11 protein-coding genes and 1 pseudogene are annotated in these 15,187 nt (G+C 72.7%); 6 read left to right on the forward strand and 6 right to left on the reverse strand.

Annotated features, from left to right (window positions below):
* Positions 1 to 43: 43 nt before the first annotated feature.
* A complete protein-coding gene (locus ACGFMM_RS14615; protein ID WP_393646507.1) occupies positions 44 to 2,359 on the reverse strand; it encodes an FdhF/YdeP family oxidoreductase in 2,316 nt (771 codons plus the stop codon).
* A gap of 210 nt (positions 2,360 to 2,569) precedes the next feature.
* Between ACGFMM_RS14615 and ACGFMM_RS14620 the strand changes: the two genes are divergently transcribed.
* The 4 genes from ACGFMM_RS14620 to ACGFMM_RS14635 are packed head-to-tail and all read left to right on the forward strand — an operon-like array spanning position 2,570 to position 6,523.
* Entirely contained in the window at positions 2,570 to 3,562 is a 993-nt protein-coding gene (locus ACGFMM_RS14620; protein ID WP_393646509.1) for a Dyp-type peroxidase, read from the forward strand.
* On the forward strand, positions 3,562 to 4,374 hold the full coding sequence (locus tag ACGFMM_RS14625; RefSeq protein ID WP_393646511.1) for a family 1 encapsulin nanocompartment shell protein: 813 nt from the start codon (positions 3,562 to 3,564) through the stop codon (positions 4,372 to 4,374). The genes ACGFMM_RS14620 and ACGFMM_RS14625 overlap by 1 nt, the downstream gene beginning before the upstream one ends.
* Before the next feature lie 41 nt (positions 4,375 to 4,415).
* Positions 4,416 to 5,042: a DUF1345 domain-containing protein gene (locus ACGFMM_RS14630; RefSeq protein ID WP_393646513.1), complete on the forward strand. Its 627-nt coding sequence runs from the start codon at positions 4,416 to 4,418 to the stop codon at positions 5,040 to 5,042.
* Between the two features lie 44 nt (positions 5,043 to 5,086).
* The gene (locus ACGFMM_RS14635; protein ID WP_393646515.1) at positions 5,087 to 6,523 is read left to right on the forward strand and encodes a phytoene desaturase family protein; all 1,437 of its coding nucleotides are present in this window, start codon (positions 5,087 to 5,089) and stop codon (positions 6,521 to 6,523) included.
* Between the two features lie 25 nt (positions 6,524 to 6,548).
* Here ACGFMM_RS14635 and ACGFMM_RS14640 read toward each other — a convergent pair whose 3' ends face one another.
* A complete protein-coding gene (locus ACGFMM_RS14640; protein WP_393646517.1) occupies positions 6,549 to 7,055 on the reverse strand; it encodes a GreA/GreB family elongation factor in 507 nt (168 codons plus the stop codon).
* A 192-nt stretch (positions 7,056 to 7,247) separates the two neighbouring features.
* Here ACGFMM_RS14640 and recQ point away from each other — a divergent pair, with 192 nt between their 5' ends.
* Both recQ and ACGFMM_RS14650 read left to right on the forward strand, forming a co-directional pair.
* Positions 7,248 to 9,209 (forward strand): DNA helicase RecQ, encoded by a 1,962-nt coding sequence (gene recQ / locus ACGFMM_RS14645; protein ID WP_393646519.1) that lies wholly within the window; start codon positions 7,248 to 7,250, stop codon positions 9,207 to 9,209.
* Between the two features lie 29 nt (positions 9,210 to 9,238).
* A pseudogene (locus tag ACGFMM_RS14650) lies at positions 9,239 to 9,433 on the forward strand (SAV_915 family protein); the annotation flags it as partial.
* Between the two features lie 140 nt (positions 9,434 to 9,573).
* Here the strand turns inward: ACGFMM_RS14650 and ACGFMM_RS14655 are convergent.
* The 4 genes from ACGFMM_RS14655 to ACGFMM_RS14670 form a co-directional block, all read right to left on the reverse strand.
* The gene (locus ACGFMM_RS14655) at positions 9,574 to 11,814 is read right to left on the reverse strand and encodes an MMPL family transporter (RefSeq protein ID WP_393646521.1); all 2,241 of its coding nucleotides are present in this window, start codon (positions 11,812 to 11,814) and stop codon (positions 9,574 to 9,576) included.
* A gap of 100 nt (positions 11,815 to 11,914) precedes the next feature.
* Positions 11,915 to 12,754: a DUF4097 domain-containing protein gene (locus ACGFMM_RS14660; RefSeq protein WP_393646523.1), complete on the reverse strand. Its 840-nt coding sequence runs from the start codon at positions 12,752 to 12,754 to the stop codon at positions 11,915 to 11,917.
* Between the two features lie 295 nt (positions 12,755 to 13,049).
* A complete protein-coding gene (locus tag ACGFMM_RS14665) occupies positions 13,050 to 14,627 on the reverse strand; it encodes an adenosine deaminase (RefSeq protein ID WP_393646525.1) in 1,578 nt (525 codons plus the stop codon).
* Positions 14,628 to 14,708: 81 nt separating this feature from the next.
* A complete protein-coding gene (locus ACGFMM_RS14670; RefSeq protein ID WP_393646527.1) occupies positions 14,709 to 15,182 on the reverse strand; it encodes a DUF5990 family protein in 474 nt (157 codons plus the stop codon).
* Positions 15,183 to 15,187: the final 5 nt, after the last annotated feature.

Here is a 15,187-nt window from a genome sequence, read left to right on the forward strand (position 1 = left end):
GTTTTCGAGAAGGGGTGAGAAGGGGTGAGAATTCCCCGACCGCTCAGCTGGACGGAACGATCGTGACCTTCACATGCTTCATGATCGGCTGGTCGCTCTGGGTGCTGTAGTCGCCCAGCGCGCACAGCACGTTCATCTCCGGCATGTATCCGGCCGCGCAGCCCCGCGGAATGTCGTACGGAACGGCCAGATGGCCCGCGAGGAAACGCTGAGTACCGTCCTTGGCCGTACTCGTGATGTCCACCGGAGCCATGTCCTCGATACCGCGCTCGCGCATGTCGGCCCGGTTCATGAAGACCAGCGTGCGCAGGTTCTTGATCCCGCGGTACCGGTCGTTGTCCGAGTAGATCGTGGTGTTCCACTGGTCGTGCGAACGCATCGTGCCCAGCGCCAGCATGCCCGGCTCGGGCACCACGTCCGGCAGCGGGGCGGACGAGAACTCGGCCCGTCCGGACGGGGTGAGGAACACCAGCTCCCGGGCCGGCTGCTTGATCCGGAAGCCCAGCGGCAGCCGCACCCGCCGGTTGAAGTCCTCGAAGCCGTCGAGGGCCCTGGCCATGGTGTCGCGGATGCGGTCGTAGTCCTCGATGTACCACTCCCACGGCGTCGAGCTGTCCGGCAGCGCCGCCCGGGCCATGCCCGCGACGATCGCCGGCTCGGACAGCAGGTCCTTGGAGGCGGGCCGCTTCATGCCGAGCGACAGATGCACCATGCTCATCGAGTCCTCGACCGAGGTGCTCTGGACGCCCTTGCGCTGATGGTCCTTCTCGGTGCGGCCCAGGCACGGCAGGATCAACGCCTGCCGCCCGTGCACGATGTGACTGCGATTCAGCTTGGTGCTCACCTGCACGGTCAGCTCGCACTTGTGCAGCGCCGCGTACGTGTACGGGGTGTCCGGCGCGGCCAGCGCGAAGTTGCCGCCCATGCCGATGAACACCGTCACGCCTCCGCTGTGCATGGCCTTGATCGTGCCGACCGTGTCCAGGCCGTGCTCGCGCGGCGGGTCGATCTCGCAGACCTCGGCGAGCCGGTCCAGGAACTCGGGGGCGGGCCGGTGGTCGATCCCGCAGGTCCGGTTGCCCTGGACGTTGCTGTGGCCGCGTACGGGGGAGGGGCCCGCGCCCTCGCGGCCCAGGTTGCCGCGGAGCAGCAGCAGGTTCACGATCTCGCGCACGGTGTCCACGCCGTGCTCGTGCTGGGTGAGGCCCAGGCACCAGCTCACGATGCTGCGGTCGGCCTCCTCGTACACCCGCGCCGCCGTGAGCACGTCCTCGCGGCTCAGTCCGGACTGGCGCTCGATCTCCTCCCACGGCGTGCCCTCGCACAGCGCGCGGTACTCCTCGAAGCCCTGGGTGTGCCGCTCGATGAACTCCCGGTCCAGCGCCTTCGGGTCGGTGACCGACTGCTCCAGGACGGCCTTCGCCATGCCGCGCAGCAGCGCCATGTCGCCGCCGATCCGCGGCTGCAGGTTCAGCGTGCTGGTCTTCGTCGTCTTGTACAGCGCCATGTCGAGGAAGTCGTGCGGCACGATCGTCCGGGTCGCGGCCGCCTCGACCAGCGGGTTCACATGCACGATCTGCGCACCGCGGTGGTACGCCTCGGACAGCGCGGTGAGCATGCGCGGGGCGTTGGAGGCGGCGTTGACGCCGAAGATGAACAGCGCGTCGGCGGTCTCCCAGTCCTTGAGGTCGACCGTCCCCTTGCCGGTGCCGAGCGACGCCGTCAGCGCCCGGCCGCTGGCCTCGTGACACATGTTGGAGCAGTCGGGCAGGTTGTTGGTGCCCAGCTCCCGGGCCATCAACTGGTACAGGAACGTGGCCTCGTTGCCGAGCCGGCCCGAGGTGTAGAACGCGGCCTTGTTCGGGTCGTCCAGCGCCCGCAGGGTGCGGCCGACCAGCTCGAAGGCCTCCTTCCAGCTGATGGGGACGTAGCGGTCCGATTCCGGGTCGTAGACCATCGGCTCGGTCAGCCGTCCCTGGTCCTCGAGGTCGTAGTCGCTCCACTCGGCCAGTTCGGTCACCGTGTGCGCGGCGAAGAAGTCCCGGCGGACCCGCTTGGCGGTCATCTCCCAGGTGACGTGCTTGATGCCGTTCTCGCAGATGTCCAGATGGAGACCCTTGGTGTCGTCCGGCCAGGCGCAGCCCGGACAGTCGAACCCGGTGTTCTCGTGGTTCATCTTCATGATCGCCCGCGGGCCGTCCACCAGCGCCTTCTCGCGCACCAGGAAGTGCGTGACGCTCTTCGCCGCGCCCCAGCCGGCGGCGGGGTGGTGGTACGGGTGGAACTCCGGGTCCCCTTGGGGGACGGGGCCGACGCGGGGTTCCAGGGCGGCTTCCGGCTCGTCCTTCTCGACGGTCACGACACTCAGCCCTTCCCAGCGGGGATGCACCTTCGAGCAGGCTAAGTCCGGCTCCGGGGTCCTGCCATTCGGCGGTCCACGGCACGGGGCCTCACCCGGCGGAACCCGGGCTGCGGGGCGGGAAGGCCGCGCATAGGGTGACGATGCCCTTTCAGCTGTTTCGTCCTCTTCCATGCCCTTTCCTATGCATCGTGGTCCGACGGGAGTCCCATGGCCGCATCCCAGACCGTGCTCATGCCGCCCGCCAAGGCGGCCGTCTTCCTCGTGGCCACGATCGCTCCCGGCGCGGAGCGCGCCGTCCGCGAGGGACTGGGGGACCTGGCCGGGCTCGCCCGGTCGGTGGCCTTCCGTTCCCCCGACGACACCCTCGGCCTCGTCACCGGCATCGCCTCCGACGCCTGGGACCGGCTCGCCGGCGGCCCGCGCCCCCGCGACCTGCACCCCTTCCAGCCGCTGCAGGGCCCCCGCCACCGCGCCCCGGCCACCCCCGGAGACCTGCTCTTCCATCTGCGCGCCCGGCGCATGGACCTCTGCTTCGAGCTGGCCCGGCTGGTCGTGGAGCACTTCGGCGCCGCGCTCACCGTCGTCGACGAGGTGCACGGCTTCAAGTACTTCGACGAGCGCGACCTGCTCGGCTTCGTCGACGGCAGCGAGAACCCCGAGGGCCGGGCGGCCACAGACGCAGTCCACATCGGCGACGAGGACCCGCTTTTCGCGGGCGGCAGCTATGTGATCGTGCAGAAGTACCTGCACGACATGACGGCCTGGGACGCGCTCAGCGTCGAGGAGCAGGAGCACGTCATCGGCCGCACCAAGTCCGGCAACGTCGAACTCCCCGACGGCGTCAAGCCCACCGACTCGCACGTCGCGCTGAACACCGTCGAGGACGAGGACGGCACCGAGCGGAAGATCCTGCGCGACAACATGCCGTTCGGGCAGGTCGGCAGCGCCGAGTTCGGCACGTACTTCATCGGCTACGCGCGCACCCCCGGCGTCACCGAACGCATGCTGCGCAACATGTTCCTCGGCGACCCGCCCGGCAACACCGACCGGGTCCTCGACTTCTCCCGCGCCGTGACCGGCGGCCTGTTCTTCGTGCCCGGCGCCGACCTCCTCGGCGACCTCCCCGCCCCGGCCGCCGAGGCCGCCCGGTCCGGCGACGCCTCGCTGGGCATCGGCAGTCTGAAAGGAGTCCGGTCCTGATGACGACCCCCGCCACGAACAACCTCCACCGCGAACTCGCCCCCATCACCCCCGGTGCCTGGGCCGAGATCGAGGAGGAGGCCGCCCGTACCTTCCGCCGCCACAGCGCGGGCCGCCGCGTCGTCGACGTCCCCGAAGCCGCCGGCCCCGATCTCGCCGCCGCCGGCACCGGACACCTGGACGAACTGTCCCCGCCCGCGCCCGGCGTCACCGCCCGGCTCCGCGACGCCCGGCCGCTGGTGGAGCTGCGGGTGCCGTTCACCGTGACCCGGGCCGCCGTCGACGACGTGGAACGCGGCGCGAAGGACTCCGACTGGCAGCCCGTCAAGGACGCGGCGCGCACCCTCGCCTTCGTCGAGGACCGGATGGTCTTCGACGGCTACGACGCCGCCGGCGTCGAGGGCCTGCGCGACCGCTCCTCCAACCCGGTCCTGCGGCTGCCCGTCGAGCCCCGCGACTACCCCGACGCGGTCAGCCGGGCGCTGACCTCGCTGCGCCTGGCCGGCGTCGACGGTCCGTACGCACTGCTGCTCGGCGCCGACGAGTACGCGGCGGTCAGCGAGACCTCCGACCACGGCTACCCGATCGCCGCCCATCTCGGCCGGATGCTGGACGGCCCGCCGATCTGGGCGCCCGCGCTGCGCGGCGCTTTCGTCCTGTCGATCCGCGGCGGCGACTTCGAACTGCTCATCGGCCAGGACGTGGCGATCGGCTACACGTCCCACGACGCCCGCGGCATCGACCTGTACCTCCAGGAGACGCTGACGTTCCTGCCCTACACGGACGAGGCCGTCGTCGTCCTCGAAGCCTGAGCGCGTAGCGCCCCCAGCCGGCCCCACCCCCGCGAGGCCCCATGCCGCTCTCCACCGTCCCCCGCGCGCTCGGCGCGCTGCTCGCCGGCGCGGTCGTCGGCACGGCCGTCGGGCTGCCCACCGAGAGCGCGGAGCTGGGCTTCCTCTCCAGCGTCGCCGCGGCGGAGACCTTGTTCGTCGTCTCCGGCTGGCTCGCCCTGTGGCCCATGGACGCACAGGCCACCCGGCACAACGCCCGCCGCGAGGAGTTCCGGCCCATCGTCGAGGAACTCGCCGTCGTCGGCACCGCCGTGGGCGGACTCAGCGCCATCGGCGTGCTGCTCGTCGCCGACAAGTCGGGACTGAGCCAGGCCGCGGCCGCCCTCGCGCTGCTCGGCGTCTTCATGACCTGGGCCTCGCTGCACCTGATGTACGCGGCCCGGTACGCGTACATCTACTACTCGGCGCCGGAGGGCGGGATCGACTTCAACAACCAGGACCACCCCCGGTACATCGACTTCCTCTACTTCAGCTACAACCTCGGCATGACCTACCAGGTCTCCGACACCAACGTCGTCACGACCGGACTGCGCGGCGTCATCCTCCGGCACTGTGTGCTCTCCTACATCTTCGGCACCAGCATCCTCGCCACCGCCATCAACCTCGTCGTCGGGATCTTCGGCGGCTGAGCCGGGGAGCCGGGGAGCCGGCGAGCCGCGGGATACTCGGCCGTATGAGCTCCCGGAACAGCGCGGTCGTGGTCGGCGGCGGACCCAACGGCCTTACCGCGGCCGCCCTCCTGGCCAGGGCCGGCCTGGACGTCAAGCTCCTGGAGGCCGCGGACGAGGTCGGCGGCGGCACGCGCAGCCACGAGGCGATCCTGCCCGGACTGCTGCACGACCACTGCTCCGCCGTCCACCCCATGGCCGTCGCCTCGCCCGCGCTCCGCGCCCTCGATCTGGAGGCGCACGGGCTGCGCTGGCGGCTCCCCGAGATCGACTGCGTGCACCCCCTCGACGACGGCACGGCCGGGGTGCTGCTGCGCTCCGTCGACGAGACCGCCGCCGGGCTCGGCGCCGACGAGGACCGCTACCGCGCCTTGCTCGGGCCCTCCGCCCGGCGCTGGGACGCCCTCGCCGGCGACGTCATGGGCCCGCTGCTGCGCGTCCCGGCCCACCCGCTGCTGCTCGCCCGCTTCGGCGCGCCCACCGTCCTGCCCGCCACCGTGCTCGCCCGGCTCTTCCGGACCCCGCAGGCGCGCGCCCTGTGGGCGGGCGTGGCGGCCCACGCGTTCCAGCCCCTGTCGCACCCGTTCAGCTCCGCGATCGGGCTCGGCATCCTCACCGCCGGCCACGCCGCCGGCTGGGCCGTCGCCGAGGGCGGTTCACAGGCCGTCGCCCGCAGCCTCGCCGCCGTGCTGCGCGCGCACGGCGGCACGATCGAGACCGGCGTACGGATCACCGACCGCCGGCAGCTCCCGCCCGCGGACGTCACCCTCCTCGACCTGGACCCGGCCCAGGTCGCGGCGCTGTACGCCGACCGGCTCCCGGCCCGCGCGAAGGCCGCGTACACCCGGTTCCGCCGGGGCCCCGGCGCGTACAAGGTCGATCTGGCCGTGCAGGGCGGGGTGCCCTGGACGGACCCGCGCGCCCGGCGCGCCGGAACCGTCCACCTCGGCGGCACGCTCGCGGAAGTGGCCGGTACGGAACGGGAGGTGACGGCGGGCCGGATGCCCGAGCGCCCGTTCGTCCTGGTGGGCCAGCAGTACCTCGCCGACCCCTCGCGCTCCGTCGGCGACGTGCACCCCGTCTGGACCTACGCCCACGTGCCGCACGGCTACGACGGCGACGCCACCGAGGCGGTGCTGGGGCAGATGGAGCGCTTCGCCCCCGGCGTCCGGGACCGGATCGTGGGGCTCCGCGTCACCCGCCCCGCCGACTTCGCCGCCGCCAACCCCAACTTCACCGGCGGCGACATCCTCACCGGGGCGAAGACCGTGCCCCAGCTGCTGCTCGGCGCACGGCCCGCGCTCGACCCGTACGCCACCGGCGTGCCCGGCGTGTACCTCTGCTCGGCCGCCACCCCGCCCGGCCCCGGGGCGCACGGCATGTGCGGCGCGGGCGCGGCGGCCTCGGCCCTGCGCCACCTGGGCGTCCGGCAGGAGCGGTAGGACGGTCGGCGTGGCCGGCGCCCGGCTAGGACGCTGCGCCCGCGCTGCCGCCGCCGGGGCCGCCCTTGCCGCCGACGGACACGACGACGGCGCTGGTCGGGCCGTCGGGCGCCTTGTACGTGACGGTGTCGCCGGCGCGGCGGCCCATCAGTGCGCTGCCGAGAGGGCTGTCGGCGGTCACCATGGCCGCGTCGTACATCTCGGCGACCTCGCCGATGTGCAGGGTCTGCTCGTCCCCGTCCGCGAAGCGCACCGTCACGGTGCTGCCCGCGCCGACCTCGTCGGTGGACGGGGCCCCGGCGACGTCCGCCTCCTTCAGCCGGCCCTCCAGCTCGGCGATGCGGCGGTCGAGCCGGGCCAGCTCCGTGCCGCGCTCCAGCTCGTCGGCCTGGTCGACGCGGTCGCCGGTCTGGTCCCCACCGCCGCCCCGCAGGGTGACGGCGACGGCCTCGCGCTCCCGGCTCAGATCGGCCAGTTCTTGCTCGACGGCCGTACGGGCCGCGGCGCTCATGGGTTCGGGTCCACCGGTCATTCCAGATCCCGTCGTGCAGGCGGCAGGGTCGGTAGCCGGATCGTATATCCAGCATTTCGTAACGTATCAGCAGCAACCGGTGACGGCCTGGGGGCGGCGGACGGGGTCCTGAGGTCCAGGGGCGAGGCCGGGTCGTCCACAGGTTCCGGTCGCCCGGACCGGGCTGTCCGCGGCGCCGGATAGGCTTTTGGAATGGCCCTCACCGACGCCTCTCCCGAGATCTCCGACGCCCTGAAGGTGCTCCACCGCGTCTTCGGCTATGACGCGTTCCGCGGAGAGCAGCAGCAGATCATCGAGCAGGTCGTCGCCGGCGGCGACGCCCTCGTGCTGATGCCGACCGGCGGCGGCAAGTCGCTCTGTTACCAGATCCCGGCGCTGGTCAGAGAGGGCACGGGCGTCGTCGTCTCACCGCTGATCGCGCTCATGCAGGACCAGGTGGACGCGCTCAACGCCCTCGGCGTGCGGGCCGGATTCCTCAACTCCACCCAGGACCCCTACGAGCGGCAGGCCGTCGAGCAGGCCTTCCTCGCGGACGAGCTTGACCTGCTGTACCTGGCCCCGGAGCGGCTGCGCACGGAGGGGACGCAGCGGCTGCTCGACCGGGGCAAGGTGTCGCTCTTCGCGATCGACGAGGCGCACTGCGTCGCCCAGTGGGGTCACGACTTCCGGCCCGACTACCTGGCCTTGTCGATGCTCCACGAGCGCTGGCCCAAGGTGCCGCGGATCGCGCTCACCGCGACGGCCACCGAGGCCACCCACGCGGAGATCGCCCAGCGGCTCGGCCTGGCGGACGCCAAGCACTTCGTCGCCAGCTTCGACCGGCCCAACATCCAGTACCGCATCGTCCCGAAGAACAGCGCGCAGAAGCAGCTGCTCGAACTGATCAGGACCGAGCACGACGGCGACGCCGGCGTCGTGTACTGCCTGTCCCGTGCCTCGGTCGAGAAGACCGCGGCCTTCCTGGTCGAGCAGGGCGTCGACGCCGTCCCGTACCACGCGGGCATGGACGCCCGGCACCGCGCCGCCAACCAGGCCCGGTTCCTGCGCGAGGACGGCGTCGTGGTCGTCGCCACCATCGCCTTCGGCATGGGCATCGACAAACCGGACGTGCGTTTCGTCGCCCACCTCGACCTGCCGAAGTCCGTCGAGGGCTACTACCAGGAGACCGGCCGCGCGGGGCGTGACGGCGAGCCCGCCACGGCCTGGCTGGCGTACGGACTGCAGGACGTGGTGCAGCAGCGCAAGCTGATCGACTCCTCCGAGGGCGACGAGGCCCACCGGCGCGGCCTCGCCGCCCACCTCGACGCGATGCTCGCGCTCTGCGAGACCGTCGACTGCCGGCGCGTCCGCCTCCTCGAGTACTTCGGCCAGTCCTCGGAGCCCTGCGGCAACTGCGACACCTGTCTGACCCCGGCCGAGTCCTGGGACGGCACGGTCGCCGCGCAGAAGCTGCTGTCCACCGTGTGGCGGCTGGCCCGCGAGCGGCGCCAGAAGTTCGGCGCGGGCCAGATCATCGACATCCTCCAGGGCAAGAAGACCGCCAAGGTCATCCAGTTCGACCACGACGGGCTGTCGGTGTTCGGCGTCGGCGCCGATCTCGGCACGGCGGAGTGGCGCGGCGTCATCCGCCAGCTCCTGGCGCAGCGGCTGCTGGCCGTGGAGGGCGACTACGGCACGCTGGTCCTCACCGACGGCAGCGGCGAGGTGCTCGGCGGCCGCCGCACCGTCCCCATGCGGAAGGAGAAGGCCCCGCTCCCCGCCTCCCGCAAGTCCTCGGGCTCCCGCTCCGGCGGCAAGGGCAACCGGGTGCCGGCCGACCTGCCGGAGGCCGCCGTGCCGGTCTTCGAGGCGCTGCGCGCCTGGCGCGCGGCGACGGCCCGCGAGCAGGGCGTCCCGGCGTACGTGGTCTTCCACGACGCCACCCTCCGCGAGATCGCGACGACCTTCCCGGCCACGATCGCGGAGCTCGGCACGGTGGGCGGCGTCGGCGAGGCCAAGCTGACCAAGTACGGCCAGGGCGTCCTCGACACACTGGCGGACGCCCCTGGCGGGGCTGCGCCCGCGGCGGCGAAGCAGCCCGCATCCCCGCCGGAGGACGAGGAACCGCCGTTCGACCCGGACGAGGTCGACCCGCCGTGGGACGACTGGGAATGACGGTCTGACGGCCCGGGACCCGGGCGGGCGTGGGGAATGGCGTCAAGCTGCCGTCAGGGGCTCGTCAGGGGAGTCCCGGCGGGCCCGGGGGCCGCACGGCGGTGGCCTTCACGTCACCGGACCCACCCCGCGCCGTCCTCGGCGCTGCACACCCCTGGATCCCCCTGGCGGAGCCCGCGCTCTGCGTCCTGACCCGCCCCCTGGGCGTGACGACGCTGACCCTCGACCCCGCCCTGACGGCCCCGACGCCCGCCCGCGCCGAGGTAGCGGCTCCCGGGATCACGGGCCGCACGAGGTGTCCCTCGTACGCCGAAGCGCCCGGCCCGGCGGTGGACCGCCGGGCCGGGCAACGGAGGGCAGGGCGTCAGCCGACGAGGTGGGACTCGTGGGCCGGGTGCTGCCGGGCGGGTACGGGCTGCGCCGACAGCTTCTCGCCCTCGACGTCGATCGCCGGCAGGATTCGGTCCAGCCAGCGCGGCAGCCACCACGCGGACCGGCCGAGCAGGGCGAACAGCGCGGGCACCAGCGCCATGCGGACCACGAAGGCGTCGAACAGCACCGCCGCCGCGAGACCGAAGCCGATCATCTTCACGAAGTCGTTGTCCTCCATGATGAAGCCGGAGAAGACGCTGGTCATGATGATCGCCGCGGCGCTGACCACCCGGCCGCCGTACCGGAAGCCGGTGACGACCGCCTCGGCGGGCCGGGCGCCGTGCACGTACGCCTCGCGCATCCGGGACACCAGGAACACCTCGTAGTCCATCGCCAGGCCGAAGACCACGCCGATCAGGAAGATCGGCAGGGTGCTCATCACCGGGCCCGGCTGGTCGACGCCCAGCACGTCCGCGAGCCAGCCCCACTGGAACACCGCCACGACCGCGCCGAGCGCCGCGGACACCGAGAGCAGGAAGCCGAGCGCCGCCTTCAGCGGGACCAGTACGGAGCGGAACACCAGCATCAGCAGCAGGAACGCCAGGCCGACGACCAGAGCGAGGTACGGCAGCAGCGCGTCGTCGAGGGTCTGCGAGAAGTCGATGAACATCGCGGTCTGACCGGCCACCAGGATTGTGCTCGCGCCGGTACGGGTCTCAAGACCGCCGGCCCGGTCGCGCAGTTCGTGCACCAGGTCCTCGGTCGCGGACCCGGTCGGGCCGGTGGCCGGGACGACGTTGATCAGCGCGGTGTCGCCGCCCGCGTTCGCGGCGGCCGGGCCGACCGCGGCGACCCCGCGGACCGTCCGCAGCTCCGTCCGCACCTGCTCCGCCGCGCCCTTGGCGTCCGCCGCCTGGACGGTGACCGTCAGCGGGCCGTTGAAGCCGGGTCCGAAGGACTCCGACAGCAGGTCGTACGCCTTGCGCTGGGTGGTCTCCGGCGCCATCGTGCCCTCGCCGGGCAGACCCAGTTCGAGGCTCGCGGCGGGCACGGCGACGGTGCCCAGGCCCAGTACGCCGACGATCAGGACGAGCAGCGGCCGGCGCAGGACGAACCCGGCCCAGCGGGCGCCCAGGTTGGGCTTGGTGCGCGCCGCGCGCTTCGCGGCCCGGCGCTGCTGACGCACCGTCAGCGGCTTGCCGGTGTACTGCTTGCGGTCGCGGCGGGCCAGTACCCGCACCGGGGCGAAGCCGAGGAGCGCGGGCACGAACGTGATCGCGACGAGTACGGCGACGGCGACGGTGGCGGCCGCGGTCAGGCCCATCTTGGTGAGCATCGGGACGTTCACGACGGCGAGCCCGGCCAGCGCGATGATCACGGTGAGCCCGGCGAACACCACGGCCGAGCCGGCCGTGCCCACGGCGCGCCCTGCGGCGTCCGCCCGCTCGCGGCCCTCCGCGATCTCGGAGCGGTACCGGGAGACGATGAACAGCGCGTAGTCGATGCCGACCGCCAGGCCGATCATCAGCGCGAGCGTGGACGTGGTGGACGAAAGGCCGAGCGTGCTGCCGAGCGCGGTGATGCCGCTGATCCCGATGCCGACGCCGATCATCGCCGTCAGCAGGGGCATCCCGGCGGCCACCAGGGATCCGAAGGTGAGCAGCAGGACCACGGCCGAGACGAGGATGCCGAGCTTCTCGCCCGTACCGCCCATCGCCTGCTCGATCTTGACGGCGTCGCCGCCCGCCTCGACGACCAGGCCCGCGTCACGGGCCTTCGCCATGGCGTCGGTGAGACCGTCGTGCGCCGCGTCGGTCAGCTCGGTGGCGGTCGCCTCGTAGGTGACGTACGCGTACGAGGTCGTCCCGTCGCGGCTCACCGCGTTCGTCCGGAACGGGTCGGCCACGGCGGCGACTTGGGGTGCCTTCGCGAGGTCGGCCAGGAGGGCCTCCACCTGGGCCTTCCGGGCCGGCGAGGTTATCTTCTCGGCGCCCGGTGCGCGGACGACGACGCGCGCGGCGGCGCCGTCCGTCTTCGCGTCGGGGAACTTCTGCTGCAGGAGGTCGAAGGCCCGCTGCGACTCCGTGCCCGGCATCGAGAAGGTGTCGGCGGGCGGGGCGGGCGCCTTGGAGGCGGCGAAGCCCGCGCCCACCAGGGTCACGAGCCACAGGAGGACCACCAGCCCGCGTCGCCGGAAGGCGAAGCGGCCCAGTGCGGAGAGGAAGGAAGCCATGGCGGAGGAAGTCCTGTCGAGGAGGTGAGGCGGTGAGGAAGTGAGGAAGTGAGGAAGTGAGGAGGTGCGGAGGCGGGGAGGGCTCAGGGGCGGCGGGAGGTCAGGGGCGGCGGATCAGGACGTCGCCGACGCGGGCGCGGGCGTGGATGTCGACCCGCTCGTCCGCGCCGCCGGGGCTCTGCTCCGTACCGAGGGCGTTGCGGACCCGGCCGAACCCGGACCGCACGTCCAGCCGGGCCGCGCAGGACTCGCGGACGCCGACCTCCACGTCGCCGACGGCCGCCTCCAGCCGGACCGCGCCCCGGGCGACGTCGTGCACGCCGATGCCGCCGTTGTCCGAGGCGGCCTCGACCGAGCCGCGCGCGACGCCGACCGTGATGCGGCCGTTGGCGGCGCGGGCCTTGAGGTCGCCGGTGATCTCGGCGACCGCGGTGTCCCCGTTGGCGTTCACGACGGTGGCCGCGCCGCCGATCCGGCCGAGTTCGATCCGGCCGGCCGCGTGGACCTCGGCGTCTCCGGCCGTCCGGTCGACCCGGACGTCGCCGTGGCTCGTGCGCAGGTCGACGCTGTCCGCGCGCTCGATCCTGATGCGGCCCAGCGAGGTCCGGACGGTGCACCTGCCGAGCGTGCCCTCGGCGGCGTAGTCGCCCACCGGGGAGACGGACCGGAGGTTCGAACCGGCGGGCAGCGTGACGGTCACGTCGACCGAGCCGCTCTTCCTGCCGAACAGATGGTGCTTCTTGGGGCCCTTGAGAGTGAGGGTGCCGTCGGCGTACCCGACGACGGTCTGCTCCGCCGCCTGCACGTCCAGCGGTTCGGTGGCATCACTGGGTGCCACCTCGACGACCGTGTCCCGGCGCTCGCCCGCGGTGATGCGGACGTGGCCGATCTCGAACTCGAGTATCGCGGTGATGGGCTTCGGGGTCGCGTACGAAGGCATGACGGTGCCGTCCTTGTGGGTGTGGTGGGAGGACGCGCAGAAAGTCCGAACTCCGCTGCGCGCGAGGCCGTGCCGTTCAGTGGTGCCATCTTGGCATCGCGGTGATGCCAAGTACAAGTAGGGGTGGCTCTGAATGGCGCAAGGATGGCGTTGGGTGGCACTAGAGGTGGTGTGGTGTGGTGTCACGTGGCGTCATCTGGCGCACAGTGGCGCCGTCCGGCCGGGACGTCGAGGCACTGTTCGCCGACGTCCCGGCCGCGGGGGCTGAGTCGCCCCGCTGGGTCAGCTGGGCCCGCTAAGCCCGCTGCTCGAACGCGGCGAAGGCGCCCTCCTGCCGCCACTGCGTCGACGCCTTCGCGCTGCCGTCGATCAGCCGGCGGCACGCCCCGGAGCGGATCGGCGTGCCGGGAAGCTCGCCCCGGCACGCGCCGGCGACGCGGTAGCCCTGCGCGGTCGGGTTGCCGCGCCACAGGCTCTCGCCGGGCAGGAACGCGTACTCCAGGGAGGCGCGGGCGAGATCCTTCAGCTCCGGGTACGACAGCCCGTACGTGCGGGCGGCGTACGCGTACTCGTGGCTGACGTCGATCCGGGAGATGCCCGGGTCGTCGGTGGCCAGCACCACCGGCACTCCGTGGGTCCGGTACGTCTCGAACGGGTGGTCCGCACCCTTGACGCCGAGGATCTGGGCGTTGCTGCTGAACGGCACCTCGACGGCGATCTCCCGGGCGGCCATGGTGCGGGCCGTGTTCCGCCAGTTCGTCTCGTGGACGAGATCGACTCCGTGCCCGACGCGCTCGGTGCGGGCGACGTCCACGGCCTCCCGGATGTGGAAGTCGAGGTCCTCGGGCTTGACCAGGCCGGGCCACAACTCGCCAGCGTGCAGCGTCACATGGGCCTTCGGGTACACGGTGCGGAGATACGCGACCATGCGCATGTGCAGGCTGTAGTCGCGCAGCGAGACGTCCCAGTCCTCCGGCTGGACCAGGTTGATCGCGACGAAGCGCCCGTCCCGCTCGGCGAGGCGCATGCCGAGCGCGATCTGGGTGAAGACCCGCTCCGGCGCGGAGGCGCGGGTGACCTGCGAGATCCATCGGACCGTCAGATCGCAGCCGGGACGGGCCCGTTCGGTGCCGCAGGCGGCCGCGGTGCGGAACTCGGCGTCGCCGTCGTCGGCCTCCTTGCGGGCCTCGGCGACCACGGCGTCCAGCTTGCCGCCCGCGACGAGCCGGCCGTGCAGCGCGGCCAGATCGGGGTCCCAGCCCACCTCGGCGGCGAGCTTCCTCGCCCCGTCGGAGGCCGGGCTGATCATGGTCTCCAGATAGAACTGGTTCTGGCCCGCCACGTCGTCGGCGACCTCCGCGAGCAGCTTGCCGCGGTTGCGCCAGGTCACCTCGCCGAACTTGCCGAAGGTGTCGAAGAAGTGGTCGTGGCCGTTGCCGTCCGGCGGGAAGTCCTGCATCGACCAGGCCCGCACCAGAGCGTCGTGGAACGCCGGGTCGGTCCCCGCGTCCGTGGCCGGCCGCCTGCCCGGCCCACAGGGCGGTACGACGGCGGTCATCGTGGCGGTGTCGATGCACAGACCGTCCTCGCCGGCCAGCCGGATCAGGTACTCCGTGGACACGGCGCCCGAGAGGTGGTTGTGCAGCTCACCGCCCTTGGGCAGCCGGCGGAAGAAGTCGGCGGCCTCGGCGGGCCGCCCGCGCACGGCGGACAGCAGGGCGTCGGTGCGCGCCTCGGCGGCGGTGGGCGGACGCTCGCCGCCGCCCGCCGGCCGGGCGGTGGCGGGAAGGGTGGACGACAGGGACAGGAGGCTGAGAGCGGCCACGGCGACGGGAACGGCCCGGCGGCGTGCGGCGGTTCGGGAGTGGATCACCCGAACATGATCGTCTCGGTCCGCCCACCTCGGCGGGCCGTCGACCGGCGTGTACGGTCCGACCACCCGACCGAGTGATCGTCAGGACGCGGGTCCGGCGGACCAGACCACGAGCGGCGGCCGCACCGCGGCGCACGTCGGCTGCCCCCGCCCGTCGGTGAGCCCGAGCCGCGCCACGAGCAGCCCGGACGCGACGGCGTCCGCGAGCGTCTCGGGTGCGACCCCGTCGAGCATCAGCTTGGCCCGCCGGAACATCGCGAACGTCCCGTCCTCGCCGGCGGCCTCCCACGACAGATACACGAACCGGCCGCCCGGCCGCCCCTGGATCCAGGGGCCGGTGACGTCGAATCCCGTGTCCTTCGCCGCGACCGTGCAGTCCAGCACCCAGGTCGCGGACGGCGCGTCCCCGGGGTGCGGATCGAGCAGCTCGTCCGCCCGGCCACGGCGCTGGACGCCGACCCGGATGCCGCTGTACCCGGGGAAACCCGGGGCCGGCGCGCATGTACGCCCCGGCAGGTCGAAGCCCTCGATCCTGATCCGCATCGGCCTGCGCATCCGCC

Source organism: Streptomyces sp. NPDC048604 (genome assembly GCF_043199435.1).
Classification (GTDB): Bacteria; Actinomycetota; Actinomycetes; order Streptomycetales; family Streptomycetaceae; genus Streptomyces.

What these genes read in the sequence shown, in the direction of transcription:
- ACGFMM_RS14640 (WP_393646517.1), bottom strand. Translation starts at nt 7,055, where the DNA reads ATGACCGGTGGACCCGAACCCATGAGCGCCGCGGCCCGTACGGCCGTC.
- ACGFMM_RS14660 (WP_393646523.1), bottom strand. Translation starts at nt 12,754, where the DNA reads ATGCCTTCGTACGCGACCCCGAAGCCCATCACCGCGATACTCGAGTTC.
- ACGFMM_RS14670 (WP_393646527.1), bottom strand. Translation starts at nt 15,182, where the DNA reads ATGCGCAGGCCGATGCGGATCAGGATCGAGGGCTTCGACCTGCCGGGG.
- ACGFMM_RS14625 (WP_393646511.1), top strand. Translation starts at nt 3,562, where the DNA reads ATGACGACCCCCGCCACGAACAACCTCCACCGCGAACTCGCCCCCATC.
- ACGFMM_RS14620 (WP_393646509.1), top strand. Translation starts at nt 2,570, where the DNA reads ATGGCCGCATCCCAGACCGTGCTCATGCCGCCCGCCAAGGCGGCCGTC.
- ACGFMM_RS14655 (WP_393646521.1), bottom strand. Translation starts at nt 11,814, where the DNA reads ATGGCTTCCTTCCTCTCCGCACTGGGCCGCTTCGCCTTCCGGCGACGC.
- ACGFMM_RS14630 (WP_393646513.1), top strand. Translation starts at nt 4,416, where the DNA reads ATGCCGCTCTCCACCGTCCCCCGCGCGCTCGGCGCGCTGCTCGCCGGC.
- ACGFMM_RS14635 (WP_393646515.1), top strand. Translation starts at nt 5,087, where the DNA reads ATGAGCTCCCGGAACAGCGCGGTCGTGGTCGGCGGCGGACCCAACGGC.
- recQ (WP_393646519.1), top strand. Translation starts at nt 7,248, where the DNA reads ATGGCCCTCACCGACGCCTCTCCCGAGATCTCCGACGCCCTGAAGGTG.